Raw genomic sequence first — 22,894 nt, 5'->3', positions numbered from 1 at the left:
ACGGGGGCCTGGGGTTCCAAGGAGTTACGGCAAAGCGTCGAGTTCGGAGGTGTCTTTCTTCTGCTCGATCAGGTCGAGCGCCGACAGCTTCATGTCCAGCGCCAGCGCGCCGGCCACGTAAATCGAGGAATACGTGCCGACCAGGATGCCGATGGTCAGCGCCCACGAGAAGCCGCGCAGCGTCTCGCCGCCTTCGATCAGCAACACGACCACCACCAGCAAGGTGGCGCCCGACGTGATGATGGTTCGCGACAGCGTCTGGTTGATGGACGCGTCCATGACTTCTTCGGGGCTGGCCTTGCGCATCGAATGGAAATTCTCACGCACCCGGTCGAACACCACGACCGTGTCGTTCAGCGAGTAGCCGATGACGGCCAGGATCGCGGCCAGCACGGCGAGATCGAACGGAATGTCGCTGACGGCGAAGAAGCCCAGGATGATCAATGGATCGTGCAAGGTCGCGATGATGGCGCTGACGCCCATCTTCCATTGGAAGCGCCACCAGGTATAGATGCCGATCAACACGAACGTGAACAGAATCGCCAGGCCGCCCTGATTGGTCAGCTCCTCGCCGACCTGCGGACCGACCACCTCGGCGCGGCGCAGCTCGACCTCGGGATCGGTTTTCTTCAGCGCGTCGGTCACCGCCTTGCTGACCTGATTCACGTCCTGGCCGTCGGTCGGCAGCAGGCGCACCGCGACGCTGCGCTCGTCGCCGAAGTTTTGCACCTGGGCTTCGTGGAAGCCGGCTTCTTGCAGCGCCGTGCGCGTGCGCTCGATGTTCGCCGCCTTCGGATAGGCGAACTCCAGCACCACGCCGCCGGTGAAGTCGATGCCCAGATTCAATCCGTGCACGAACAGCAGCACGATGGACGCGATGATCGCCACGCCCGACACCCCGTACCACACCTTGCGGGTGTGCATGAACGGGTACTTCGTTACCTTGTGAAAGAACTCCATTGCGGGGCTCTCTTAAATAGACAAGTGATCGAGCTTGCGGCGGGTACCCCAGATCGCGTGGACCAGGGCGCGGCTGCCGACAACCGATGTGAACAGCGAAGTGATGATGCCGAGCGTCATCACGATGGCGAAGCTGCGGATCGTGCCCGTGCCGAAGGCGAACAGCACGACGCCGGCGATCAAGGTCGTCACGTTCGAGTCGGCGATCGTCGCGAACGCCTTTTCGAAGCCGACGTTGATCGATTGCAGCGGCGAGTTGCCGTTGCGCAGCTCTTCACGGATACGCTCGTAGATCAGGATGTTCGCGTCGACCGCGATACCCATGTGGAACACGACCGCGGCGATGCCGGGCAGTGACAGCGACGCCTGCAACATCGAGAGCAGGCCGACGGTGAGGATCAGGTTCGACAACAGCACCAGATTGGCGATCCAGCCGAACGCGCGGTAGTACACCGCCATGAACGCGAACGTTAGCAGCAGGCCGATGGCCATGGCGCGGATGCCGCGATCGATGTTGTCCTGACCCAGGCTCGGACCGACCGAACGCTGCTCGACGATGGTCTGCGGCGCCGCCAGCGCGCCGGAACGCAGCAACAGCGCCAGCTCGCGGGCTTCGGTCGCCTGCAGGCCGGTGATGCGGAAACGATCCGACAGCACGCTTTGAATGGTCGCGTCGCTGATGACTTCTTCTTCGGTACACAACGCGCCGTTGCGCGTGCCTTCGCACCGCTCGCCTTCGGCCAGTTGTTTCTTCTCGATATAGACGACGGCCATGCGCTTGCCGACGTTGTCGCGCGTCGCTTCCATCATCGACTGACCGCCGCGCGAATCGAGCACGACGTTCACCTGGGGCGAGCCTTCGGCGAAGCCCGAGCTCGCATCCGACAACTGCTCGCCGGTGGCGATGATGTCGCGCTTGACCAGGATCGGCCGGCCGTCGCGCGTATTCAGCAGCTTCGAGCCGATCGGAACGCGCTTGGTCTGGGCGGCTTCGTAAGGATTGTTGGTCTCATCGACCAGCCGGAACTCGAGCGTCGCGGTGGCGCCCAGCACTCGGATCGCTTCGTTCGGATCCTGCACGCCCGGCAATTGCACAACGATGCGGTTGACGGCCTGGCGCGTGACGATGGGCTCGGAGATGCCCAACTCGTCGACGCGGTTGCGCAGCGTGGTGATGTTCTGCTGAACGGCCACGTCCTGACGACGTTTGACTTCGGCCGGCGTCATCGTCATTTCGATCGTCGGGCCCGCGGCGCTGTCCGAAGTGTTCAGCAGAATGCTGCCGTCGGGCGAGCGCAGGGCGTCCTGCGCGGCGGTCAAATCGTCCTGACTACGCAGAGTAACGCGAATCGAATCGTTCACTCGCGTCACCGAGGCATATGGAACCCGCTTGTCGCGCAGCGTCGCGCGGGCGTCGCGCTCCATACGGTCGACTGCCTGATCGACCGCGCCGACCGTGTCCACTTCATAGACGAAGTGCACGCCGCCCCGCAGGTCGAGGCCGAGGCTCATCGGCTTCAGGCCGACGGCGCGCATCCAGTCCGGCGCGCGCGAAGCACTCGAGAGCGCGACCAGAAATTCGCCGTTGCCCCGCTTGGCGATGGTTTCACGCGCCTTGCTTTGGGTCTCCGTGTCCGCAAAGCGCAGGACCAGGCGGTCCTTTTCGGTATACGACGCTTCGACCGGCACGCTGTCGGCGTTCAGCAGGCCCAGCACTTTGTCCTTGCTGGCCTGATCCATGGCCGCCCGGTCGTTGCGCGACAGCTGCAGCGCCGGTCCTTCGCCGAACACGTTGGGTAACGCGAACAGCGTGCCGACCACCATCACGATGATGATCAGCCAGTATTTCCACTTGGCGAATTGATACATGGGTAAGTTTTTGTCGCGGCCGGGGGCCGGGCCGAGCGCCCGGCACTGCCCAATCCTTGGGTTATGCGCTCTTCAACGTGCCCTTCGGGAGCTCTTGGGACACGGCGTGACGCTGCACTTTGATGTTGACGCCGGGGGCGATCTCGAGGGTCACGAACTGCTCGCTCACCTCGGTGATCCTGCCCAGGATGCCGCCGCTGGTAACGACCTCGGCGCCGACGCCCAGGGCCGCCACCATGGCGCGATGTTCCTTGGCGCGCTTGGTTTGCGGACGGATCAGCAGGAAATAGAAGACCACGAAAATCAGCACCAGCGGCAAAAATTGCATGAGCGCGTTGGGCTGTGCCGGGGCGCCGGCGGCCTGTGCGGCAGCGGTGGAAATCAACCAGTCCATCTTGCAATGCCCCCGAAAACGAAAAACTGGGGAAGAACCCCGGGAAAGGACGAGAAAACGGCTCTGCCGGCGCGAACAGGCGCGCACCCCGGCACCGCCGGGTCGGCAAAGAGCGGCGCATTATACACACCGCCCTTCCGGCCACTATCCAGCCGCGGTTCAGGCCCCCTGCGGGCCGGCCGACATGCCGTACACTGTCGCCCTCCGTGAGCTACGAGGCTGATTCGGCTGCATGCTTTCCCGCGATGTCCTGATCCTGCTGCTGCTCACTTTATTGAACGGATTCTTCGCGCTGTCGGAAATGGCGCTGGTCGCCGCCAAGAAGGTGCGCCTGCAGGGATTGGCGGAACAGGGCCGCTCCGGCGCCCGGTCGGCGCTCGCGTTGATGGAAGATCCGACCTCGCTGCTGTCGGCGATTCAGATCGGCATCACCATCATCTCGATCGTCAACGGCGTCTACAGCACCAACGTATTTGCCGACCCTCTCGCCCAGCAGCTGGTGGCGCTGGGCCTGCATGCTTCGTTCGCCGAAGAAGCTGCGTATGTCGTGGTCGTGCTGCTGGTGACCTTCGTGACGCTGGTCATCGGCGAGCTGATCCCCAAGCGCGTGGCCCTGCTGCATGCCGAATCCCTGGCGATCTTCGTCGCACCGGCGATGCGTCTGTTCGCCACGATCATGGTGCCGTTCGTGTGGTTGTTGCGCGTGACGGTGAATCGGCTGCTCAAGTTGCTGCCCATCTCGTCGGCGCCGCAGGCGGCGGTCACTGAAGACGACGTGCGTGCGCTGGTCGCCGAAGGCACAACCGCTGGCGTGTTTCTCGCTTCGGAGCGCCGCTTGCTCGAAGGCGTGCTGGCGCTCGCCGATCGCAAGGTCGGCTCCATCATGATTCCGCGTCAGGATGTGATCTGGCTGGATATCGAAGAGCCGGTCGAAGTGCTGTGGCAACGAGCCAAGGAAAGCGGCCACGCGCGCTTCCTGGTGGCGCGCGAGAAGTTCGACAACCTGCTCGGCATGATCACCCTCGCCGACCTGAGCGAAGCCTTGCACCGGGGCGAGCTGGATCCGGAGAAAGACCTCGATCCACCGCTGCACATTCCCGACTCGATCTCGGTCCTGCAACTGCTCGATCAGTTCCAGCGCTCCAGCACGCACCTGGCCCTGGTCACCGACGAATACGGCGAAATCGAAGGCATCACCACGCCCATCGACATTCTCAAGGCGATTGCCGGCGAGCTGCCGGATCTGGGCAGTCGCGAGCGCGCCGAATATGTTCAGCGCGACGACGGTTCGTGGCTGGTCGACGGGCACATGCCCATCGAAGAGTTACAGCAGCGCCTCGGCCGGCGCGACATGGGCGGCCGCGACTATCACACCGTCGCGGGCTTCGTGCTCGCCCGCCTCGGCCGCATTCCCAAGGCCGGCGACACGCTCACCTGGCGCGATCTGAAGATCGAGATCATGGACATGGACGGCGTGCGCATCGACAAGATCCTGCTGCGCAAGCAGGCGGGGACTTAAGCCCTCAAGGCGAGCCGGTCTTCTTGACCGGCAGCGGCTTCGCGCCATCGCTCGTGACGATGGCAACGTCTTCCTTGGTCGAATGTTCTTCCAGCCACTCGCGCCAGATCGCCAGCGACACCGCCAGCAGCACCGGACCGATGAACAGGCCGACCAGGCCGAACGCCAGCACGCCGCCGAGCACGCCGAACACCACCAGCAGGAACGGCATGCGCGTCGCGTTGGAAATGACCAGCGGACGCACGATGTTGTCCACCCAGCTGACCAGGATCAGGCCCCACAGGATCAGGCCGATACCGTCGACCATTTGCCCGCGCACCAATGCCCAGGTCGCGAGGCTGCCCCACACCATCGGCGCGCCGAAAGGAATCAGCGCGATGATGACGGTGACCGCGCCCATCAGCACCGGCGCCTCGACCCCGAAAATCCAGTAGCCGAAGCCCGCCGCCACGCCCTGCGCCAGCGCACCGAGCATCAGCGCGTACACCACTGCCTGCGTCGTGGCACCGGCCGCGTCGATGTAGTCGTGCACTCGCGGGCCCAATATTCCTTCCAGCACAGCGCGCGCTTCCCGCATCAGCCGCGGTCCATCGCGCAACAGGAAATACATGGAGAACACGGCGAAGAACAGCTTCGCGACGTTGCGTCCCGCGCCGCCGATGAGCCGCGTCACTTCAACCGATGACTCCTCCATCATCAGCATCACCTGGCCGCGCAACGCCTTGGGATCGGCGGCGATTTGATTCAGGACGTCCTGCGCCTGCGCGCCGACATACGGCAAATCGCGAATGGCCTGGGGCAGCACTGGCTTGGTGGCGAGGAAATCCTGGATCGCGCCGTACGCCGCCACCGCTTCCACCCGCAGCATCAGGATCAGCCACACCAGCGGCACGACGATGATGACCGTCACCAGCAGGGTCGAGATCAACGACGCCGCCGGATTGCGACCGCCGCACGCTTTTAGAATCCGCAAATGCATGGGCCAGGCGACGTACGCCAGGATGGCGCCCCAGATCAGCGGCACGATGAACGGCTGCAGCACCGAGAAGGTCAGCAGCAGAATGCCGAGGATCAGACCTGCGACCAGCAGGCGGCGGAACCAAGGCGCGGTAGGCAGATCGGCAAGCATGAATGGAGAGCCGCTAACTCAAGCGCGTTTGTCGCATTACTCGCTGGCGTCGGTCCGCGACCGGCGCGCATAGAAATCCGCGGCGAAGGCCTCGAAACGATGCTCCTCGATGGCAGTGCGCATGGACTGCATCAAGGACAGATAGAAGTGCAGATTATGAATGCTGCCGAGGCGCGCGGCCAGAATTTCGCCGCAGCGGTCGAGGTGTCGCAAATAAGCACGGCTGTAATTCGTGCAGGTGTAACACGAGCATGCTTCATCCAGCGGACCGGTGTCGGTCTCGTACCGGGCATTGCGGATCCGAACCACGCCGGTACTGGTAAAGAAGTGTCCATTGCGCGCGTTGCGCGTCGGCATGACGCAATCGAACATGTCAACGCCCCGGCGCACCGCTTCGACCAGGTCCTCGGGCGTGCCGACGCCCATCAAATAGCGAGGCCGATCTTTCGGCAGATGCGAGACGATGCCATCGAGCATGCGCTCCCGCTCTTCTTTGGGCTCGCCCACCGCGAGCCCCCCGACGGCATAGCCGTCGAAGCCGATCTGCTGCAAACCAGCCGCCGACTCCTGGCGCAGCGCTGTGTACATGCCGCCCTGGACGATGCCGAACAGCGCGTTGGGATTGTTGAGCCGATCGAACTCGGCCCGGCTGCGCAGCGCCCAGCGCAAGGACAATTCCATCGAGCGTCGCGCCTCTTGTTCGGTCGCCGGATACGGCGTGCACTCATCGAAGATCATCGCCACATCCGAGTCGAGATCCTTCTGCACTTGCATGGAGCGCTCGGGCGTCAGCATCACCGCGTCGCCATTCACGGGCGAACGGAAGTTCACCCCCTCCTCCGTGATCTTGCGCATCGTCGCGAGGCTGAACACCTGGAAGCCGCCCGAGTCGGTGAGGATGGGCTTTTCCCAATGCATGAACCGATGCAGACCGTCGTGAGCGCGAATCACCGGCATGCCGGGACGAAGCATCAGATGAAACGTATTGCCGAGCACGATCTGCGCGCCCATGCCGACGAGCTCTTCCGGCGTCATCGCCTTCACGGTGCCGTAGGTGCCCACGGGCATGAAGATGGGCGTCTCGACCACGCCGCGAGGAAACGTCAGACGGCCGCGACGCGCGCCGCCGTCCGTCGTAATCAATTCGAACTGCATTCCCATGAGCTAACGACGCTCCAGAAACATCGCGTCACCATAACTGAAGAAACGATAGCGCTGCGCGACCGCGTGCCGGTACGCGCCCATCACTTCGTCGAAGCCGCCGAAGGCGCAGACCAGCATCAATAAGGTCGACTCGGGCAAATGAAAGTTCGTGAGCAACGCATCGACGACCCGGAACCGATAGCCCGGCGTGATGAACAAGCGCGTCTCGCCTTCATAGGGCTGCAGCGAGCCCGCTTGCGCCGCCGATTCGAGCGAGCGCACGACGGTTGTTCCCACGGCGACCACGCGGCCGCCTCGCGCTTTCGTCGCAGCGATGGCGGCACACGCTTCGGCACTTACGCTGATGCGCTCGGCGTGCATGCGATGCTGTTGTAGATCATCGACGCGCACGTTCTGAAACGTACCCGCACCGACGTGCAATGTCACAAACGTCGACTCGACGCCCTTGGCTTTGCATCGAGCCAGGATCTCATCGTCGAAATGCAGGCCCGCGGTTGGCGCCGCGACGGCGCCGGGTTCACGCGCGTACACCGTTTGATAGCGAGTCGCGTCGTCGAGCTCGGCGTTGCGCTCTATATAAGGTGGCAATGGCATCGAGCCATACTGCTGAAAGAACGCGAGCGGCTCGGCGCTCAGCTGCAGCTCGAACAGATCGTCGTGTCGCGTGACGAAGCGAGCTTCGACGCCGCCCGGCAATGCAACCGGCGCCTCGGCCCGCAGCGGTTTGCTCGCATGCACATGGGCGAGGATGCGATTTCCATCGAGCACCCGCTCGAGCAGGATTTCCACCTGCCCACCCGTCGGCTTCACCCCATGCACACGCGCCGGAATCACCCGGGTGTCGTTGAAAACCAGCAGGTCGCCGGCCTTCAGCAGACCGGGAAAGTCGGTAAATCGTAGGTCCTGCAGCGGTTCAGCCCGCGGAATGTGCAGCAGCCGGCCTCCCGCCCGTTCCACGGGAGGGTGCTGAGCTATCAGGTCGACCGGAAGGTCATAGGCGAAGTCGGTGCGCCGCATGGGGCGCGCACGGTAGCAGAAAGGTGCCGCCTGCGCCGAAAAGTACAGGCGGGTGAGCGCGGGTGCCTTTTCGAGGCGACTTAACGTCGCCTCGAACCGCGCGAACGCCGGTACACGGATGTGCCGGCTGGCTGAGGGTCCACGGACGGCTGCTCGAGATGAGCTTACGCCGGCTCGTCCACGATGCTGATGACGCCGCGCTCACCCGGCGGAGGCGGCGGCAGCGGCGGCCCACCGGGGCCGATCATGATGTCCTCGTGCGGCCCGTCCGGCCCTTCCACCCGTTCGTGGAACATGAACGGCAGTGCGCGCGCGGCAGCCGGCGAGTCAGGAATCGTGATGTCGAACGACATCTTCTTTTTCTGACGCAGCACATTGAGCGTCAGCTTCTCGCCCGCCTGATAAGAGCCGAGGATTCGAAACGCATGCCCCGGATTCGCCGGCGTGCGTCCGTCGATATCGACGATGACATCGCCGTCTTCCAACTTCAGGCGACTGTCGGCAGGCGCGCGTACCACGAGCAAACCCTTGTCAGTGCCGAAGTACTGACCGAGCTTGGGCGTCAGCGGCACCAACTCCGCCGAGCCGAACACGCCGACCGCGCGCATCGCGCCTAGCGGCGGCCCCATCGGGAAGCCTGGCCCCATCGTCTTCGCGATGTTTCCGCGCACCGCCATTGGCAGCGTCGTGAACATCCGGTCCCATCCTTGTGCGGTCACGGTGGCGGTCGCCACCTTATTGTCGCGCCGATAACGCAACTGCACCTTTTCACCAGGTTTCACTTCGCCCAGTTCCTTGAGCAGCACTTCGCGCGCGGTCAGATCGTCAGTGCGCTTCAGCTGCTTGTCACCGACCGAGAGCAACACGTCGCCCGCCTTCAATCCCGCGCTCTCAGCCGCGCCGCCGGGACTCACGCTGACGATCGCGACGCCCTCGGATTGCTCCTCGCCACGCGGCCCGAGGTTGATGCCCAACATGGCGCGCGGCGGTCCAAAGCCGGTGAAATGCCGCATCTGAGGCACCGAGAAGTCCGACATCGACATGCTCAGCTGCGCGACCTCGCGCGCGGCGGCGTCGAGCCTGCGCCGCGCATCTTCGAGCTTCTTTTCGATCTCAGCCTGCGACTGCTCGGGCTTCTTCTCGACTTCCGCCGCCGAAACCGACGCGGTCGCCACCGCCGCGGCAACGGCCAATAACGCGACGCGAACCATCGTCGTCGAACGCAATGACCTGGTCGTCATGATCTTGTGCTCCCACTATTTAGAACCAGAGTGCGCCGGCCTCGGCGTAGCGCACCTTCACCAGCGAATCCATCAACTCCACCCGCTCGCGCCATAGCTGACGTGACTGCTCCTCGCTCAAATCAGCTTCCGGCGCGTTGGACAGCTGGAAATCCAGCCATTGAATGCGCTGCTCGATCGTGTCGATGGTCGCGGCCGTCGACACGCGCTCGATGCGCGGCCGCTCCGGCAGCTTCTGCAACAGCTGCTCGAGCTGCTGAGACTGCGCAACCAGCTCATCGACATGCGGGACGATCTGCGGCAATGGAGCTTCAACCGTCGCGAGTTCGGTCGTCGCACCGCTGCGCCGGTCGACATGCCCTGCGACCAACGTAATCACCGTCAGCGTCACCACTGCCGCGGCAGCCGCCGCGTACCCGATCTTGCGCAGGCGGAATCGGCGATCCGCGGGTTCAGGAATCGCGGCTTTGATCCGCTCCCACGCCAGATCCGGCGGCTCGAACTGCGGCAACGCGCGCATTTCCTCGCGAAGTGCCGACAGACGCTGCAGCTCGCCTGCGCAGATCGGACACAACCGGACGTGCTCGGCCACGTCCGCGGCGACCGGCTCGCCGTCCCGAAGACCTAACAAGTGCTCGATGCGTGCGTGCATGACGTTGATCCCGCCGGTTGCTCCAGCAGCTCGCGCATTCGGGCATGCGCCCGCGCCAGCTGCGACTTCGAAAAACTCGCCGTGCGTCCTAGCAGGCGTCCAATCTCCGCGTGTGTATAACCTTCTACATCGTGCAGCCACACCACGCTGCGCGTGAGCGCAGGCAGCGTCGCCAAAGCACGCTCCACATCGGCACTCGCCGAGGCCTGCGCCTCGGGCAGCGAAGCACCATCCAGCAGCACCACCGGGGCCGTGGATTCGTCGTCGTTATCCAGGTACAGCAGGCTGCGATGCCACGGCGAACGCAGGTACATCAAGCACTTGCTCACCGCGATACTGCGCACCCACCCGCCGAATGCCCCCTCCCCGGTGTACGCGCCGATGTTCCGCAGAACCTCGATGAACGTCTCCTGGAACAGCTCATCCGCAATGGCGGCGCGCACCACCAGGCGCCTGATCAGGGTATAGATGGGCCGGCGACAGGCCCGATAAATGGCCTCATGGGCCCGCGACTCCCCCGCCTGGGCAGCCCGGACCACTTCAGCGGCGACCTCGATACCCTGAAAGTGCGACATCGCCTCGTTTGATGCGGCTGGCCGGAAAAAGGTCGCAAAAAAAGTGGTTGTAGCCGGGCAACGGCATTCCGCTATAATCGCCGCCCTTCCTTCCCGTAGCCGGCGTGGCGGAACTGGTAGACGCAGCGGACTCAAAATCCGCCGCCCTTAAAAGCGTGTGGGTTCGATTCCCTCCGCCGGCACCATCTCCTTCGATCGAGAGTGGCCAGTCAGGTTCTCTCTCCGCTCCCAGTACGGATCACGCCGACGGATGTCCTGGCTGCCCTACGCCCGATTGAGGCTTGCGGGGAAACACGAGGCAGCACATCGAACGAAACAATACGTTGGGCACATCTTTCGGTACGCAGTCGCCACCGGCAGGCGAAATAGGCTGAAATAAACTTCGATGCAGCCGAATGGCGTATTCCAGGCGAGCGGATGAAGATGAGCGAGCCGCACATCGTGCCGCTAGCGCCGCAAGCGCTATCGCTTTCGTCGGAGAACACCTTGCAGCCGACCTCAACGTCCAACGCCACCGGACTGGTTGTTTGCACAACCCGCGTGGATTTGTCCGTAAAAAATGCGTCGCAGTACACCACTGCACCGAGCGCGTGATGAAAGTCGACCAAATCAATGCCCTTGAGCCGTCGACGCTTGTCGCGGCAGATTACGGCATGGCACTTAGCATGGGCGTGCAGCGACGGAAACGTATCGCTGCCTTGGCCCGCTTGAGCGACGCTCACTAGGGCTTCAGCATCGAGGTTCAGGTCCATAAGTGGCTAATTCTTTGTGTCGGATCTACGTTAACGACTGCCGATGCCCCCCGCTTTGCATGGGCAGCTGCATAGGTCAAAAGGATAGTGTTCGGCCTATCCAGCGGACGCTTGCCATCAGACAGTCGCACCATCATCTGCATCAGAGCCGTACGACGGGTATCGCCGCGCGTCTTGGCGACTTCCAGCACGTTGTAGGCAGTAATTCGAATAGAACCAGTCGAGAGAAGCGCCGTGACTATCGGTTCCCATTCGGGATCATCAAACAATCTATTGATAGCGCTCGTATCAAAGCAATAGATCATTCAAAACACCCCTACCCAACAAACATCACAATCCCCCAGCGCGCACGAGCGATACAAGCGACTGACTATGAGCAACTTGAATCATGCTCCAGTGTACTCGGTCGGATTATCAGCCATCCGATTCTCTAAAGCATCCTTGACGGCCGCAGAGTTGCATCGATACATCGCGTCGAAGAACTAGGCTCTGCGTCAGTCGCCCTGGAAGCGGATCAGCCAGACAAGCCATCAAGCCAAGAGACAAACGCCAGAAGCAAGCCAATATCTATAGTACGAGTGAGATATCGATAGAGCACTCGAACTTACCTCTGATTTTCATCATATGAACGCACCTCTATGGACAATCCGTGCATTCAATCGTACGGAAAGGGATCGCGTCCCCGGAAGTGGTGTACGAGTCGTGAGTTCTGATTGGGCAGCTGCTCACGCGTGTGCGTGAGATCGACGCTGCCGTGTGAGAGCTGACACCTACTTGGCAGGTAGATAGCTTGTCGGACATCGAGCTACGATCCGCCCCGTCTCATCTGTTACGTTCCGCGGCATCAAGCATGTCGCCAACCTGCCTTCGGAAATTTCCGAGCGATGCGAGGCCGCGTTACATAGATCCCGCGCCTCTCGCATCCGGCCTGGAGGAGCAGCGATATGCACGGCGAGCGCTGGGAAGGACTCAACGAGTTGCCGAACGAGAGGAATTTGATCGCTATCGGCGGTGACTAAGATGGCTCGATCCATCACTCCGAGATGCGCGTCGGTCAGGACGCGCACAGCAAATGCCACGTCCGTCTGCTTCTCTTCATAGAAGTCGCAGATTCGCGAGAACCCGTTGCAGTATTTCTTGCTCTTGAGAAACCGAGATTCGACTACCGCGACTCGCTGCGCGACAAGGGCGGTGATGTACTCACGATGGCGCTGGTACTTGTCGGCGTTCCATACCATTGGCGCCGTGAAATACGTCACGCCGACCAATGTGTCCTGTTTCTCAAGAAACGATGCGGCGAGTACCCGGAGGGTGAGCCACTTGAGCTGCGGGCGCTGTAACTTGCTGATGGCATGGTACAAGTTGAAGCCATCGACATAGAACGAAACTTTGGCCATGGTCTAGTAATTTCTCTTTGGTCCCGTATAATCCTCGCATCTCCCCGCCGGGCTGCGGACGGCGGAAAAAGGGGCTAAACCTTCGGGTTGGCCCCTTTCTCTTTTCTGGGGTTCTGCTAGTCCGATGCGAGCGGCCCCGGCAAAACGTCGGAGCCGCTTGGTCATTTGACCGCCTTCAATGCAGCTCTTCGCCCTCGATATCAGCTTTTCCATCCTTGAATAAAGTGGCGCCGATCCGCGCGCTCGCCGCGGAAACAAGCGCGCGAACAACCGCGACGGCATCAGCTAGGTCAGCACCACACTCGTTGGCGTACTCCGCCGCGAATTGAATGCGCGCGAGTACCGCGGAAGCTTTCTGAAGTTCTCGGACTTCCGCGCGAATGCGCGCGGCGTCTGCCGTGGCCGTCATGTAGCACCGTCTTGCGCGGAGAAGTACGCGGAGCACTCGAGCACTTCCTCGACGAGCGCAGAAGACGTCCGTTCCTCAATGCTTCTCTCAGTGGAGCTCACGAACGATCTGCGCCATAAGATATGATCCCACCCGCTCCTTCGAACGAGATCGCAGCCATGCTCGCCTTGATCGTCGTCGCCAATCCGAGCTCGAAGAGCCTCAGTCACGCCATGGCGTCCGCAGCGGAGCAGGTGCTTGTCGCTCGAGGCTACGAGACGGCCTTTCACGATCTGTACGCCGAGCGCTTCGACCCGATTCAACCGACTGGGGAAGACGGCAACGTGGGCTCATCGAACATGCTGGTCGAGCAGCATTGTTCAGAACTGGCGCGCGCCGATCTGATACTCGTTTTCCATCCCAACTGGTGGGGTCAGCCGCCAGCCATTCTCAAGGGATGGATAGATCGCGTGTTCCGGCTGAACACTGCGTACGCCTATCCTGATGGCGTGGGGTTCGAAGGCGTGCCCGTTGGCCTGCTACGCGCCCGAATTGCAATTGTCGTTAACACCAGCAATACACCGGCCGAGCGTGAGGCCGCCGCGTTCGGCGATCCGCTTGAAACCCTCTGGAAGAAATGCATCTTCGGACTGTGCGGCGTCACCAATGTTGTGAGGCGCGTGTACGGACCAGTGTCGGGGAGCACCGCCCCGCAACGCGCCGCATGGCTTGCAGAGATTACGACGCTCGTCGAAAAAGCAGCCTAGCGCTTGCCCGCATAGCGATATGCCCGCATTCCGCACTGTTGGACCCGCGCTGGACCGCACGGCCTACATCGCTCGGCGAGAATGCGTCGGTGGCGCTCGGCTACGGGCGAGTTCGCGGATGACTACGAGCAGAAGGACGGCAACCTGAGCTTCCGCATAAGAGAGGTCCCGCATCTCCGGACACAGCCCCGCAAATCGTCAGCAGAACCGCTCTGCTTGGCATCCCTGCAAACTTCAGCTTCCGCCGCGTAGACATTTTTATAGCGTTTAGGTATCGGTGGCGCGATTACCGGGATGGGATGGACGTGGGCTACGGAGATCAACGGAACAGCAACGGCGGCGCACCGCCGGAGGGCGATGTACCGAGTTTCATCTGGCGTTTCGCTGACGCGGAACTCGACGAGGCGTGCTGGCGACTGAGTGTGCGCGGCCAACCCGTGGAGCTGGAGCCGCGGCCACTGCAAGTTCTGCGGGAGTTGCTCCGCTGCGCCGGCGAAGTGGTGCGCAAAGATGAGCTGGTCGAGGCGGTTTACGGCCACCAACATGTGACCGACGGCGCGCTGAATCAGGCCATCAGCAAACTGCGCAGCGCGCTTGGCGATCGCGATCAAACGATCATCACGACGGTGCACCGTCTCGGCTATCGCCTGGCGGTCCCGGTGCAGGTGCGAGCCGCGTCCAGCACTCAAGCACAGCCAGTGACACTGCAAACCGGCGGCACGCTGCCGGGGCGCGACCAATGGGAGCTCGTCGCGCCGCTCGGAGCCAACCGCGGGATCGAGGTATGGCTCGCGCGTCATCGAAAGCTCGGCGAGCAGCGCGTCTTCAAGATCAGCGTCGACGGCGCGCGGCTGTCCTGCCTCAAGCGCGAGGTCACGCTCTACCGCATGCTGAGCCAGCAGTTGGGCGAGCGCGACGACTTCGTGAAGGTGTTGGACTGGAACTTCGAGCTGGCGCCCTTCTATATCGAATGCGAGTACGGCGGTGTCGATCTGCTGCAATGGTGGCAGGCGCAGAGCGGCGCTGCCGGCGTACCGCTCGAGCAGCGCCTCGAGTTGCTCGCGTCGGTCGCCGATTCCCTCGCCGATGCGCATGCAGTCGGCGTGCTCCACAAAGATATGAAGCCCGGAAATATCCTCGTCGAAGCGACGGGCGACGGCCGCTGGCGCACACGCCTCGCCGATTTCGGTAGCGCACATCTGCTGCAGCTCGACCGCCTGGCGCAATTCGGCATCACGCGGCTCGGCTTCACGCAAACTCAGGCGAGCGGCGGCACGCCGCTGTACCTCGCGCCAGAAGTCATCGCCGATGGCAGCGCCACCGCGCCATCGGACGTCTACGCGCTCGGCGTCATGCTGTATCAGCTCGTCGTCGGCGACCTGCGCAAGCCGCTGGCTCCGGGCTGGGAGCGCGACATAGCCGACGAGGTACTCCGCAGCGACATCGCGTCGGCCGTCGATGGCAATCCGCAACGGCGACTGACTTCTGCGCGTGAGCTCGCGCAGCGCCTGCGCCAGCTCGACGCACGTCGCGAAGACTTGCGCGCTCAACAGCAACTACGCGAGCGCGCCGCTGAGACGGCAAGCCAGCTGGAACGTCTGCGCGCGCGACGACCATGGCTCATTACCGCAGTCTCGGCACTGTGCGTCGGTCTCGCTGTAGGCATCTGGTTCTATCTGAACGCCCTGCGATCCGAGCGCGCGGCCCGCGAGCAGGCGGCGGTCGCGCAGGCCGTCAGCGACTTCTTCAGCCGCGAAGTGTTATCCGCGGCCGCGCCGTACGAAGACATCGGAGAATCAAAGACACCGACCGTGCGCGAAGCCGTAGACCGCGCGCTGAATCGCATCGGCGAACGGTTTCGCGAACAGCCCGCGATCGAAGCCGCAATCCGCGCCTCGGCCGGTGAGGTGTACGGTGAGTTGACGGATCTGTCGGCCGCGATCGACCAGGATCGCAAGGCGCTAGCGCTGTTCCGCGCCAGCCTCGGCGCCGAACATCCGCGCAGCCTGCAGGCACAGTACTGGCTCTCGCAGGACCTGACCGAGGCATCGCGCTTCGATGAGGCGGCACAGCTGATTGCGGAAGCCGACGCCGTGCTCCAGCGCCAAGCTGTCGACGATCCGCGCGCACTGTTCGCCGCGTATCGCGCGCGTTGTTATCACGGGATCATGACATCGGACTACGAACGCGCCGTCGGTGATTGCGAAGCCACGCTGGAGAGCCAGCGCCAGATCGATCCGAACGATGGCACCGCGCGATTCAAATGGCTGGCCAATCTGGCCACGCTCTATTCACGCATGGGCCGCTTCGAGCAGGCCGACCCGTTGTTTGCCGAAGGGCTCGAAACCTTGCGTCGGGATGGTGGCGCAGCCAGCCCGACGGGCGCGCGCTTCAAGAATCTCTATGGCATCAATCTGGTGCTCGAGCGCCGCTACCAGCAAGCCGAGCCGTTGCTGCGTGAGGCGTACGAGACATTGGTGGCACACAACCCCGCGAACCTCTACGCGCACGAAACGCTTGGACTTCTGTCCGTTATCTACGCCCGTACCGGCCGTCCGCAGGAAGCGCTCGCGGCCAGCCGCACGAGCTACGAGCACTATCTGCGCGACGCCGGCACCGAGAGTCATTTCACGGCGCTCGCCGAAGGGCTGCTCGGCGTACACGAATGCGAGGCTGGCCAGTGCGATAGCGGGATCGCGCATCTCGAATCGGCGCGGGCGCGCCTGGGCCAACAGCTGGGCGAACGACATCCACAAACGCAGCGACTGGAGTTTTTCCTGGCCCGATCGCTGCTCGAGACCAAGCGCCCCGTTGAGGACATTGAACCCCTGCTCGCTGCGCTCGATCCCAAAGCGCTCGAAACCGCATCGCCCGAGCGCGATTGGGCGCCGCGCCTCGAGCTACTGCGCGGACGACTGCTGGCTGCTCAAGGCCGTGGCGCCGAAGCGATGAAGCTGCTCGAACCAGCCTTGGATCGTCTGCGGAAGATGGGATCGGCGCAAACCGAGGTAGTCGCCGCCGAAGAGCTGCGGCACTCGGTGGTAGCTGCGCGATCGCCGACTCCTTGACGCCCTAGCGGCCGCACACACTCACTGCATCTCCCAAATTGGATAGAAGATCCAATTCTGTGACCGGGTGCTCAGAGATCGTTGAGGCGCGCGACCAACTCGGCCTGACGGCTGACGCGGAGCTTGGCGCAGATAGTCTTTATTTGAGCGCGCACCGTGCCCACGGCGACGCCTCGGGCGGCGGCGATAGCCTGGGGCGTCTCGCCAGCGCCGAGTTGAATCGCGATCTGCGTCTCCGCCCCCGTGAGCGCATACGCTGCCTGTACCACCGCGGCTCTGCGTTCGTTTGGCACCCTCGCGCCTCTCGCGACGACCAGCACGCGAGGAGCGAGGTCAGCTTCGTACTCCCGCCGCGGTAGAGGAATGATTTCGAGCACGAGCGGCGGGCCTTCGCTGCGGCCGCCGCGCACGACGATCGTCCGATGTGTCGGAGGGGCTACCTGGGCGTGAGCGAGTGCCGCGGCAGCAATCGCATCATCGATCGCCTGCGCTTCGACGACGTTGTCCGCGCAAAGACGGTGTGACTTCAGGCACAGGCCGCGATCGGTTCGAACGAGCACTTCCGCCATAGGGGTGAGCGCCTGCACGGCACCCGCGCCATCGCAGACGAAGGCCGGAATCGAGAGCGCTTCCATCGCCGCGAGCACGGCCGCACTCTCGAGGGCCAGAGTGCGCACAGTGGCCGGCACCTGTGGCGCGATGCGAATTACCGTTGGGACGGTCCGAGCGGGCTTGTCGGTCGCATCATCAGCGCCATCGAGACGCACGTCACTGAACATAAATCGGTAGCCTCGGAAAGCCGTCGGGTCGACGAGGCGGAAACCCTGTTCCGCCTCCCCATCGACCGTAAGGCCAGCAGCGGCGCGAATCCTCACGGACTTCTCACGGAGTCGTCACGGCGCTACGGGACTGAGCGCGCATGCGCTCGCGGTGTCGCCTGGCGTTCTCCAGGTCCGCGATCGGCGATATCAACCCTCGATCGAACTCCTCAATCGCTCGCGCTTCGCTTACCCGTCGCACCCAATCCGGATGCATCAATGCGCCGCGCCCCAGCGAGACGAAGTCCGCCTCCCCTCGCTCGATCATGCCGGTCGCCTGCGCCGGCGCATGCAGCCCGCCATTGGCCAGCACCGGCTTCCGGGAATACTTCTTCGCCAATGCCGCGAGACTCAGTCCAGCCCCGAACGCCGGCTGCCACGCCTCGAACTCCGTGGTGTGGATGTAGTCGACCGGCAATGAGTCCAACGTTCCAAACACGACGGCGGCCGCCGCCTCGCCTTCGCTCCACTTGTAGGTGAAATCATTCACCTTGCCTTGGGAGATGCGCACTCCCACCACGAATGTCGGGCCGACTGCCGCCCGCACCGCTTCGACCACCTCGACCATCAGCCGCACCCGTCGCTCGATGCCGCCGCCGTAGCGGTCGTCGCGAAGGTTTACGCCCGCGCTCAGAAACTGGTCGACCAGATAGCCGTTCGCGCCATGAATTTCGACGCCATCGAAGCCGGCTTCGCGAGCGAGCACGGCGGCATCGGCGAAACCGCGAATCGCCGCCGATATCTCCTCCTGCGACAAGGGCTCGGGCAACGCATAGTCGCCACTGCCGTGATAGACAGTCATCTGCTGTCCTCGAGGCTTCACTCCCGACGGACCGCGCGTCCCGCCGTTATATGGATTCCACTGCGACAACGCGCCCGCGTGCATCAGCTGCGCGAAAATTCGGCCGCCGTGCCGATGCACCCCTTCGACCACGCGGCTCCATGCATCTCGTTGAGTGTCATCCGTCAGGCCCGGCTGATATCTGTAACCTTGCGAGAACGCCTTGTCCGTATACGTGCCTTCGGTGATCACGAGACCGAAGCCGCCTGCGGCGAAGGCGGAGTAATACTCCGCCATCCGCCGAGTGGCGCGACCATCCTCTGCCGCGCTGACTCGTGTCATCGGCGCGACTGAAACGCGGTTACGCAGAGTCAACCCACCCAATTCGAGTGCCGTGAAGAGCGGCGACGCTGCGGGAACATCGGCGCTCGTTCGATGTTGCTGTGAGCTCATGCTACTTGCTCCCACCCGTGCGCACGGCTGCGATCGCTTCAATCTCGATCATCGCTTTCGGGTCGTAGAGCGCCTTGATCTCGGCGATGGTGTCCGCAGGATACGGCGCCGAGAAATACTTCCTGCGCAGCTCGACGACCTGCGCGAAGTTCGCCATGTCCGTGACGAAGATCGTGACCTTGATCACGTCCTGCAGGCTGGAGCCGCCGGCCTCGAGTGCGCGGCGCAAGTTCGCGAACGCTTGTTCGCCCTGTGCGCGAAAGCCGCCCTCGACGATCCTGCCGCTGTCGTCAGCGCCGGCCTGGCCGGAGATGAAGATCAGGTTGCCGAACTTGATTCCCTGCGAGAGCAGGAAGGGAGCGTAGTTGTCCGGTCGAGTGACGATTCGTTCCAACATCATTGCAGTCCTCATGTGACATCGGCGGGCGAAGCGCCCGTCCACGGCAACGATGCGGCCGGCGCCGCAAATCGACAAACTCGAAATTCTCAGGCATAAGGTGAGCTCAACTCAGCTCTGCATCATGCGTCGACTCCCTCCTCTTTCGGCTCTTCGTGCGTTCGAAGCCGCTGCGCGGCTGGGCAGCTTCAAGCGGGCTGCCAGCGAGCTTGCCGTTACGCCCACTGCGATCAGTCATCAGATTCGCTCGCTGGAAGAGCACACCGGACTGTCGCTGTTCAAGCGCGACACGAGGAAGGTGGAGCTGACCGACGCTGGCGTGCAGCTGTTCCCGGTCTTGCAAGAGGGCTTCGATGCATTCGAGGCGACGCTCGCACGCCTGGTGCAAACGAAGAAACGAGCGCAGGTGACGATCTCGGCGACCAATGCCTTCACCGCGAAGTGGCTCGTGCCACGCATGCGACGGTTTCACGAGCAGCATCCCGAGATCGATCTGCTACTCAATGCATCCGACGAAGTCGTCGATCTCGTGGACAGCGCCGTCGATATCGCGATCCGTTATGGCGAAGGACCCTATCCCGGTGTTGCGAGCGAAGTCCTGTTCGCCGATCGCTACGCGCCGGTGGTTCATTCCAAGCTCGGCGTGACTTCGCCCGCAGATCTGGATGGCGTGACGTTCATACACTTTCAGTGGAAGCGAGCGCATCCGCTCAACCCGACCTGGGAAAGCTGGTTTGCCCGAGCGCAGCTGCCATGGAGCGCGGCGCCAGGACAGTTGCGCTTCTCGGACGAAGGGCATGCAATTCAAGCAGCAGTCGCGGGCCAAGGAATCGCACTGCTGAGTCTGCCATTGGTGGAAGAAGAACTCGCCGCCGGTCACCTGGTGCAGCCGTTCGGACCCGTGATGGCGGGGCACACGTATCATCTGGTCCTGAGATCCGATCGACCCGCAGCCCCGCACGTGAGCGCCACCGCGGAGTGGCTTCGAGCGGAGGCACGCGTTCAATCGATAACGACGTCGCAGCCGAGCTGATAACCGTGTTTGCGGATGGCGATGAGAGGATTGGCGGCGGCGCCCACCAAAGTGAATTTGCGCCGCAGACGGCTCATCGGAACTTCCAGCGCCATCTTGCCCGTCGTATCGACCCAGCCGAGTTGTTCGAGGAACTGCCAGGTCTCGAGGCGATGACCGGGCGCGCGCACTAGCGCGGCGAGCACGGTCGCTTCCTGCGCCGTAAGTGGCGTCTCGCCGGCTGGACCACGCAGCCGCATCTGCTGAAGATCCAAGCTGAAGCCCCGCCGTGGCGGGTGACTCACGCGCTGGAGTCGTTTCCCCAGAGCAGCCGCCGCTGCGCAAAGTTCTTCAACGGAGACGGGCTTGGTCAAATAAAGGTCCGCCCCACACTCATAAGCGCCGAGCTTGTCGTCCAGCCGGTCGCGCACACTGACCACGATCACACCCAGATCCGGATGGCTCTGCTTGAGGCGGCGCGCCAGGCTGACACCGTCCTCGCCCGGCAGATTGACATCGACCACGACCAGATCGAGCGGCTGATTGCCCAATGTTTCCTGCAGACATTCGGCGCTTTCCACGCCGATGACCCGATGTCCCCGGCTCTGCAGCGCTTCGACGGTGATGATGCGCAGCGCTTCGTGATCTTCGACGACGACGATGTTTAAGCAGGGATCCATAGGGTGAAACGCGCGCGCTGGTCAACCTGGTCGTAGCTCAGACGGACGTCCAGCAGTTCGGCCAGGTGCCGGACGAGATAGAGACCGAGACCCGAGCCGGTGTGCTTGTGAGCATGCGGACTGCGGTAATACTTCTCGAACAGCTTGTCCGGATCGGGCAGCCCGGCCGCGCCGGGCTGGTTTTCGATGGAAAAGCGGATGTGCGCCTGCCCGCCGCCCTCGCACCGTTCGATATGGCAATCGATGTCCGAACCGGGCGCGGAGTACTTGAGGGCGTTGTCGACCAGATTGCCGATGGCGATCTTCAGCAGATGCCGATCGCTCTCGATGTCGCACAGGGGCCCGGTTGCCAGGCGCAACCGGTGCGAAGCCGGGCAGGACGCGAGGATCTCGGCCAGCAAAGCATCCACTCGGCAAGATTCGCGGCGCGGCGTGAATCGGCCCTGTTGGAGCAGATCGAGTTGCCGGCAGCGCTCGACGACGGCGTCCATGTCATCGAGCGTCGTCAGTGCGTAGCGCCGTGCGCTGTCGGAGGCTTCGGGCAACTGAAAGACCATCTTCACCGCGGCGATCGGCGTCTTCAGTTCGTGCGTGAGCATGTCCATGAAGCGTGCCTGCTCTGCGGCGCGCTTGCGCTCGGCGTCGAGCAGGCTGTGGGTCATCTTCATTTCCATCTCGGCGTGCCGCCGCGCCTCGACCAGGCCGCGAGTGCGCTGATGCAAAATGGCACACATCACAGCGGCGGCGACCACGCCCTGGCTCAAGGGCGCATCCACGATCCATTCGACGCGCGACGCAAGCAGTCCGAGCAGCGGCATCATCATGATGGCGAGAGCGCCGGCCTGCAGCCAGACCAGCCCGCAGATGATACGGCGCTCACGTTCAGGGCCTGAGCGCATCGACAGCGCGATCACCGGCGCTAGCGCACTGAGCAGCAGCACGACGTTGCCGTTGATCTGTAGTGCGAGCCGGGTCTGGCCCACACCCATGAGGCAGAGCTCGGCGATGAAGACGAGCAGGAAGACATCGAGAACACGCAAGCCTAGAGCAGAAGCAGCGTAGTCGCGGAACAAGTGACGGTAGAAGAGTACGCCGGTGGCGACGCTGCCCATCACCAGGAGGCTGGTAATCGTGTCGCCCCAGTGAGCGTAAGCGGCGGGAATGAAGTGGGCCAGATAGCCGTTGAGCCCGACGAACGACGCAGTTTGGGTCGCCAGATACAACAGATAAACCGCAGCGAGGCGTGAGCGCAGATTGATGAAGCCAAGCAGCGCCAGAACCGCCATCGAGAGCATGACGCCGAGATAGATGGCATGCATCAACTCCCGGCCGACATCATCGGCGCGCGCAGCCGCCGGCTCGAGCGCGTCCACGACGAGAAGCGAACTGCTGGTGGTCTTGAGTCGCAGGTAGTAGGTGGTCTCTTCCCGCAGCGGCGCCATGAGGAATCCGAGCGTGGTCGCCGGGCGGCCCGGATTAGCGTGGCGGTCGCCCGTCACGCGTCGCAGCCAGGCACCCGGCCGTGCCGGATCTGGCTCGTAGAGCGCGACTTCATCGAGGAAGGTCGGCCGGATGCGCAGCTCGAACGTTCCGCCGTCCCGCGGCGCTCGCACAGTGATGCGCAGCCAGTACGCCGCATCGGTAAAGCCGCCAACGAGAATCGATCCAGCGTCCTTGAATTCGCTCGCGGCTGCGCCCTCGATGTCCAGGTCGCCGTCGGGGTCCACCAGGACGGCACGCGAGGTCACCAGATCGTGGGCGGATGCCGAGGCGCTGAGCAGGAGTCCGAGCAGCAGGCCGATGAGGAGAGCTTTGAAATACAGGGGCGCACACCAGCCGGTCATCGGCTCGGCCGCAAATG

General features: G+C 63.3%; 22 protein-coding genes and 1 tRNA gene. 6 read left to right on the top strand and 17 right to left on the bottom strand.

What is annotated here, in order from left to right; all coding sequences use genetic code 11:
* Nucleotides 1-24: 24 nt before the first annotated feature.
* The 3 genes from secF to yajC form a co-directional block, all read right to left on the bottom strand.
* Nucleotides 25-960, bottom strand: coding sequence for a protein translocase subunit SecF (gene secF / locus GYH35_RS11905; protein ID WP_129646482.1), 936 nt, complete (start codon nt 958-960; stop codon nt 25-27).
* 12 nt (nt 961-972) lie between these two features.
* Nucleotides 973-2,829 (bottom strand): protein translocase subunit SecD, encoded by a 1,857-nt coding sequence (gene secD, locus GYH35_RS11900; RefSeq protein ID WP_161812057.1) that lies wholly within the window; start codon nt 2,827-2,829, stop codon nt 973-975.
* Between the two features lie 61 nt (nt 2,830-2,890).
* On the bottom strand, nt 2,891-3,223 hold the full coding sequence (gene yajC / locus GYH35_RS11895; RefSeq protein ID WP_161812056.1) for a preprotein translocase subunit YajC: 333 nt from the start codon (nt 3,221-3,223) through the stop codon (nt 2,891-2,893).
* Nucleotides 3,224-3,455: 232 nt separating this feature from the next.
* Here yajC and GYH35_RS11890 point away from each other — a divergent pair, with 232 nt between their 5' ends.
* The gene (locus tag GYH35_RS11890; protein WP_161812055.1) at nt 3,456-4,742 is read left to right on the top strand and encodes a hemolysin family protein; all 1,287 of its coding nucleotides are present in this window, start codon (nt 3,456-3,458) and stop codon (nt 4,740-4,742) included.
* A 4-nt stretch (nt 4,743-4,746) separates the two neighbouring features.
* Here GYH35_RS11890 and GYH35_RS11885 read toward each other — a convergent pair whose 3' ends face one another.
* The 6 genes from GYH35_RS11885 to GYH35_RS11860 form a co-directional block, all read right to left on the bottom strand.
* On the bottom strand, nt 4,747-5,871 hold the full coding sequence (locus GYH35_RS11885) for an AI-2E family transporter (RefSeq protein ID WP_161812054.1): 1,125 nt from the start codon (nt 5,869-5,871) through the stop codon (nt 4,747-4,749).
* A gap of 36 nt (nt 5,872-5,907) precedes the next feature.
* Entirely contained in the window at nt 5,908-7,026 is a 1,119-nt protein-coding gene (gene tgt, locus GYH35_RS11880; RefSeq protein ID WP_161812053.1) for a tRNA guanosine(34) transglycosylase Tgt, read from the bottom strand.
* A 9-nt stretch (nt 7,027-7,035) separates the two neighbouring features.
* The gene (gene queA / locus GYH35_RS11875; protein WP_161828515.1) at nt 7,036-8,052 is read right to left on the bottom strand and encodes a tRNA preQ1(34) S-adenosylmethionine ribosyltransferase-isomerase QueA; all 1,017 of its coding nucleotides are present in this window, start codon (nt 8,050-8,052) and stop codon (nt 7,036-7,038) included.
* Between the two features lie 164 nt (nt 8,053-8,216).
* Complete coding sequence (locus tag GYH35_RS11870) at nt 8,217-9,293, bottom strand: PDZ domain-containing protein (RefSeq protein WP_161828514.1); 1,077 nt, start codon at nt 9,291-9,293, stop codon at nt 8,217-8,219.
* Nucleotides 9,294-9,312: 19 nt separating this feature from the next.
* Nucleotides 9,313-9,945 (bottom strand): hypothetical protein, encoded by a 633-nt coding sequence (locus GYH35_RS11865; protein WP_161828513.1) that lies wholly within the window; start codon nt 9,943-9,945, stop codon nt 9,313-9,315.
* The gene (locus GYH35_RS11860; RefSeq protein ID WP_161812049.1) at nt 9,918-10,520 is read right to left on the bottom strand and encodes an RNA polymerase sigma factor; all 603 of its coding nucleotides are present in this window, start codon (nt 10,518-10,520) and stop codon (nt 9,918-9,920) included. The genes GYH35_RS11865 and GYH35_RS11860 overlap by 28 nt, the downstream gene beginning before the upstream one ends.
* A 98-nt stretch (nt 10,521-10,618) precedes the next feature.
* Here GYH35_RS11860 and GYH35_RS11855 point away from each other — a divergent pair.
* Both GYH35_RS11855 and GYH35_RS35420 read left to right on the top strand, forming a co-directional pair.
* Nucleotides 10,619-10,705: transfer RNA gene (locus GYH35_RS11855), tRNA-Leu, on the top strand.
* A gap of 65 nt (nt 10,706-10,770) precedes the next feature.
* Nucleotides 10,771-10,899 (top strand): phage integrase central domain-containing protein, encoded by a 129-nt coding sequence (locus GYH35_RS35420; RefSeq protein WP_407700204.1) that lies wholly within the window; start codon nt 10,771-10,773, stop codon nt 10,897-10,899.
* Nucleotides 10,900-11,262: 363 nt separating this feature from the next.
* On the opposite strand, the gene GYH35_RS11845 is transcribed toward GYH35_RS35420, so the two are convergent.
* The 3 genes from GYH35_RS11845 to GYH35_RS11835 all read right to left on the bottom strand — a co-directional run bounded on the left by GYH35_RS11845 (nt 11,263) and on the right by GYH35_RS11835 (nt 13,078).
* Nucleotides 11,263-11,577 carry a hypothetical protein gene (locus GYH35_RS11845; protein ID WP_161828511.1) on the bottom strand — a complete coding sequence of 105 codons (315 nt, stop codon included), beginning with the start codon at nt 11,575-11,577 and terminating at the stop codon, nt 11,263-11,265.
* 465 nt (nt 11,578-12,042) lie between these two features.
* Nucleotides 12,043-12,669, bottom strand: coding sequence for an NYN domain-containing protein (locus tag GYH35_RS11840; protein WP_161828510.1), 627 nt, complete (start codon nt 12,667-12,669; stop codon nt 12,043-12,045).
* A gap of 175 nt (nt 12,670-12,844) precedes the next feature.
* Nucleotides 12,845-13,078 carry a hypothetical protein gene (locus GYH35_RS11835; protein WP_161828509.1) on the bottom strand — a complete coding sequence of 78 codons (234 nt, stop codon included), beginning with the start codon at nt 13,076-13,078 and terminating at the stop codon, nt 12,845-12,847.
* A gap of 158 nt (nt 13,079-13,236) precedes the next feature.
* Between GYH35_RS11835 and GYH35_RS11830 the strand changes: the two genes are divergently transcribed.
* Together GYH35_RS11830 and GYH35_RS11825 are read left to right on the top strand one after the other, a co-directional pair.
* Nucleotides 13,237-13,824, top strand: coding sequence for an NAD(P)H-dependent oxidoreductase (locus GYH35_RS11830; protein ID WP_161812045.1), 588 nt, complete (start codon nt 13,237-13,239; stop codon nt 13,822-13,824).
* Nucleotides 13,825-14,123: 299 nt separating this feature from the next.
* Complete coding sequence (locus tag GYH35_RS11825) at nt 14,124-16,892, top strand: protein kinase domain-containing protein (RefSeq protein WP_161828508.1); 2,769 nt, start codon at nt 14,124-14,126, stop codon at nt 16,890-16,892.
* Nucleotides 16,893-16,963: 71 nt separating this feature from the next.
* Here GYH35_RS11825 and GYH35_RS11820 read toward each other — a convergent pair whose 3' ends face one another.
* The 3 genes from GYH35_RS11820 to GYH35_RS11810 form a co-directional block, all read right to left on the bottom strand.
* The gene (locus GYH35_RS11820) at nt 16,964-17,569 is read right to left on the bottom strand and encodes a helix-turn-helix transcriptional regulator (RefSeq protein ID WP_161812043.1); all 606 of its coding nucleotides are present in this window, start codon (nt 17,567-17,569) and stop codon (nt 16,964-16,966) included.
* A 205-nt stretch (nt 17,570-17,774) separates the two neighbouring features.
* On the bottom strand, nt 17,775-18,944 hold the full coding sequence (locus GYH35_RS11815) for an oxidoreductase (protein WP_161828507.1): 1,170 nt from the start codon (nt 18,942-18,944) through the stop codon (nt 17,775-17,777).
* Between the two features lies 1 nt (nt 18,945).
* Complete coding sequence (locus tag GYH35_RS11810; protein ID WP_161812545.1) at nt 18,946-19,341, bottom strand: RidA family protein; 396 nt, start codon at nt 19,339-19,341, stop codon at nt 18,946-18,948.
* 124 nt (nt 19,342-19,465) lie between these two features.
* On the opposite strand from GYH35_RS11810, the gene GYH35_RS11805 reads away from it, so the two are divergent.
* The gene (locus GYH35_RS11805) at nt 19,466-20,374 is read left to right on the top strand and encodes a LysR substrate-binding domain-containing protein (RefSeq protein WP_161812041.1); all 909 of its coding nucleotides are present in this window, start codon (nt 19,466-19,468) and stop codon (nt 20,372-20,374) included.
* Here GYH35_RS11805 and GYH35_RS11800 read toward each other — a convergent pair.
* Nucleotides 20,344-21,033 carry a response regulator transcription factor gene (locus tag GYH35_RS11800; RefSeq protein WP_161812040.1) on the bottom strand — a complete coding sequence of 230 codons (690 nt, stop codon included), beginning with the start codon at nt 21,031-21,033 and terminating at the stop codon, nt 20,344-20,346. The two genes, GYH35_RS11805 and GYH35_RS11800, sit on opposite strands and share 31 nt — an antisense overlap.
* Nucleotides 21,018-22,877, bottom strand: a complete 1,860-nt coding sequence (locus tag GYH35_RS11795; protein WP_161828506.1) for a sensor histidine kinase — start codon at nt 22,875-22,877, stop codon at nt 21,018-21,020. The genes GYH35_RS11800 and GYH35_RS11795 overlap by 16 nt, the downstream gene beginning before the upstream one ends.
* Between the last annotated feature and the right edge of the window lie 17 nt (nt 22,878-22,894).

It is taken from the genome of Steroidobacter agaridevorans (genome assembly GCF_009932555.1).
Taxonomy (GTDB): domain Bacteria; phylum Pseudomonadota; class Gammaproteobacteria; order Steroidobacterales; family Steroidobacteraceae; genus Steroidobacter; species Steroidobacter agaridevorans.
This window is presented reverse-complemented; position numbering and strand designations above follow the sequence as displayed.

Excerpts from the sequence above, each read along its gene's own strand:
- GYH35_RS11815 (WP_161828507.1), bottom strand. The coding sequence starts at position 18,944 with ATGAGCTCACAGCAACATCGAACGAGCGCCGATGTTCCCGCAGCGTCG.
- GYH35_RS11845 (WP_161828511.1), bottom strand. The coding sequence starts at position 11,577 with ATGATCTATTGCTTTGATACGAGCGCTATCAATAGATTGTTTGATGAT.
- yajC (WP_161812056.1), bottom strand. The coding sequence starts at position 3,223 with ATGGACTGGTTGATTTCCACCGCTGCCGCACAGGCCGCCGGCGCCCCG.
- GYH35_RS11860 (WP_161812049.1), bottom strand. The coding sequence starts at position 10,520 with ATGTCGCACTTTCAGGGTATCGAGGTCGCCGCTGAAGTGGTCCGGGCT.
- GYH35_RS11810 (WP_161812545.1), bottom strand. The coding sequence starts at position 19,341 with ATGTTGGAACGAATCGTCACTCGACCGGACAACTACGCTCCCTTCCTG.
- GYH35_RS11805 (WP_161812041.1), top strand. The coding sequence starts at position 19,466 with ATGCGTCGACTCCCTCCTCTTTCGGCTCTTCGTGCGTTCGAAGCCGCT.
- GYH35_RS11825 (WP_161828508.1), top strand. The coding sequence starts at position 14,124 with ATGGACGTGGGCTACGGAGATCAACGGAACAGCAACGGCGGCGCACCG.
- GYH35_RS11890 (WP_161812055.1), top strand. The coding sequence starts at position 3,456 with ATGCTTTCCCGCGATGTCCTGATCCTGCTGCTGCTCACTTTATTGAAC.
- GYH35_RS11865 (WP_161828513.1), bottom strand. The coding sequence starts at position 9,945 with ATGCACGCACGCATCGAGCACTTGTTAGGTCTTCGGGACGGCGAGCCG.
- GYH35_RS11835 (WP_161828509.1), bottom strand. The coding sequence starts at position 13,078 with ATGACGGCCACGGCAGACGCCGCGCGCATTCGCGCGGAAGTCCGAGAA.
- GYH35_RS11795 (WP_161828506.1), bottom strand. The coding sequence starts at position 22,877 with ATGACCGGCTGGTGTGCGCCCCTGTATTTCAAAGCTCTCCTCATCGGC.
- secF (WP_129646482.1), bottom strand. The coding sequence starts at position 960 with ATGGAGTTCTTTCACAAGGTAACGAAGTACCCGTTCATGCACACCCGC.
- GYH35_RS11830 (WP_161812045.1), top strand. The coding sequence starts at position 13,237 with ATGCTCGCCTTGATCGTCGTCGCCAATCCGAGCTCGAAGAGCCTCAGT.
- GYH35_RS11800 (WP_161812040.1), bottom strand. The coding sequence starts at position 21,033 with ATGGATCCCTGCTTAAACATCGTCGTCGTCGAAGATCACGAAGCGCTG.
- GYH35_RS11870 (WP_161828514.1), bottom strand. The coding sequence starts at position 9,293 with ATGACGACCAGGTCATTGCGTTCGACGACGATGGTTCGCGTCGCGTTA.
- GYH35_RS11840 (WP_161828510.1), bottom strand. The coding sequence starts at position 12,669 with ATGGCCAAAGTTTCGTTCTATGTCGATGGCTTCAACTTGTACCATGCC.
- GYH35_RS11885 (WP_161812054.1), bottom strand. The coding sequence starts at position 5,871 with ATGCTTGCCGATCTGCCTACCGCGCCTTGGTTCCGCCGCCTGCTGGTC.
- tgt (WP_161812053.1), bottom strand. The coding sequence starts at position 7,026 with ATGCAGTTCGAATTGATTACGACGGACGGCGGCGCGCGTCGCGGCCGT.
- queA (WP_161828515.1), bottom strand. The coding sequence starts at position 8,052 with ATGCGGCGCACCGACTTCGCCTATGACCTTCCGGTCGACCTGATAGCT.
- secD (WP_161812057.1), bottom strand. The coding sequence starts at position 2,829 with ATGTATCAATTCGCCAAGTGGAAATACTGGCTGATCATCATCGTGATG.
- GYH35_RS35420 (WP_407700204.1), top strand. The coding sequence starts at position 10,771 with ATGTCCTGGCTGCCCTACGCCCGATTGAGGCTTGCGGGGAAACACGAG.